1 protein-coding gene and 2 pseudogenes are annotated in these 1,709 nt (G+C 76.3%); 2 read left to right on the plus strand and 1 reads right to left on the minus strand.

What is annotated here, in order from left to right; all coding sequences use genetic code 11:
• A pseudogene (locus tag AB0I76_RS29350) lies at positions 1–609 on the plus strand (hypothetical protein); the annotation flags it as partial.
• Between the two features lie 98 nt (positions 610–707).
• A complete protein-coding gene (locus AB0I76_RS29355) occupies positions 708–1,118 on the plus strand; it encodes a DUF2267 domain-containing protein (RefSeq protein ID WP_357042233.1) in 411 nt (136 codons plus the stop codon).
• A 6-nt stretch (positions 1,119–1,124) separates the two neighbouring features.
• On the opposite strand, the pseudogene AB0I76_RS29360 reads toward AB0I76_RS29355, so the two are convergent.
• Positions 1,125–1,709, minus strand: a pseudogene (locus AB0I76_RS29360) (hypothetical protein); the annotation flags it as partial.

The raw sequence follows: 1,709 nt of genomic DNA on the forward strand, positions 1-1,709 counted from the left end.
CGATGTGACGGCGCACCGCGCCCGCGTGGCTGGATCATGGGGTCAGCGCAGGGTTCCGGCTACTCCTCGGTCTCGCCGCCAAGCACCGCCGCGGGGCACCGCGAACGGGCGGCGCGGATCACCGAGGCTCTCCTGCGGCGGCTGTACGACCCGGTCACCGGGACGTTCCAGCCTCGCGACCTGCGTAGCGACCGGTTGATCCCGGCCCGGACGGCGCTCGGGCTGATGCCCCTGATGCTGCCCGACCTGCCCGCCCGCCCGGCCGCGACGGTGATCGAGGAGGCCTGCTCGGTCCGGTTCGGGGTGGCCCGCCGGATGGACCGGCCGCTGCCCAGCCACGACCGGACCGCGCCGGACTTCGAGCCGCTGCGCTACTGGCGCGGCCCGAGCTGGCTCAACCTGGCCTGGCTGCTGCGCCGGGGGCTGCGCGACCACGGCCGGCCGGACCTAGCGGCCGGCCTGCGGCAGTCGATGATCGACCTCGTCGCGCGGTCCGGATGCCACGAGTACTTCCACCCGGACACCGGCGTCGGGCTCGGCTCACCGGCCTTCGGCTGGACCGCCGCCCTGCTGCTCGACGTCCTCGCCGACGACGCCCCGGAGCGTTGACGCGCCCGGCAACGCGTTGATCGACGAGCGCGGCGGGGTCGTTTGCCAGGAGCCGATGGGGGTAAGCGCGGCGGGTCCGGTGAGGTCAGGAGGGCGGCGTGCGGTTTCCCCTTTTCGTCGACGCGGTGTCCCGCCGGTCGGGCCTTCCCACCGCGCAGGCCGCCGTGATCTCCCGCGCGGTGCTGCAGACGATGGTCGACCGGATGACCGGTGGGGACGTCGCCGACCTGGCCGGCCACCTGCCGGACGAGACCGGTGGCTACCTCGCCGAGCCGGGCCCGGGAGCGTGGGACGGTCCGGCCGAGGGGGGCGGGCCGGCGGACTTCCTGCGCCGGGTGTCCGAGCGGGCCGGGGTCGACGACGAGACGGCCCGGGTGGGCGCCGCGGCGGTCTTCGTCACCCTGCGCGAGGCGGTCACCGTCGAGGAGTTCCGCGACATGGTGGCCCAGCTGCCCCGCGACTTCGACGGCATGGCCCAGCCGATCCCGCGCCCGCCGCACGAGAGCTGAGCGGACTCACCACTGCATCGGCGGGTCCGCGAGGTCGGCCTCGGGCACCTCCTCCGGCTCGGCCACCCAGGCGGAGAAGACCGGGACACCGTGCCAGGGCCCGGCCGCCGCGCCGCCGGCACGGTCGTCGGTGGCGACGGCGACCACGGCGTACGGGTGGGCGAAGCGCAGCTCCGCGACCCGGATCACCCCCTCGGGCGGAAGGCCGGCGGCCACCCCGAAGGCGGTGACCGCGGCGGCCTCGAAGCCGAAGCGGCCGTACCGGGCCACCGCCGCCTGAGCCACCTCGAACGGCGGGTCCGGCGCGCCCAGCAGGTCACCGAGGGCGCGCGCGGCGGCGGGAAATCCGAGGTCGGGCGCGGACAGCTCGTGGTGGTTCTCCGCCGACCACGCGGGCAGCACCGCCGCGACGGACTCGGCTCGCCCGTCGGGTGCGGACGTCCGGGTGGGCTCCTCGTGCAGGGTCCACAGCGGAGTGTCGCCGAGCGGGAGGTCGTAGAGGGAGCCGGCCCGGTGTCCGCCGGTGCCGGCGGCGGCCTGCGCGGCGATGTCGTGCGCGGCGGCGAGAACGTCGACCGGCGGCACGTCGGG

It is taken from the genome of Micromonospora sp. NPDC049799 (genome assembly GCF_040656655.1).
GTDB lineage: Bacteria > Actinomycetota > Actinomycetes > Mycobacteriales > Micromonosporaceae > Micromonospora.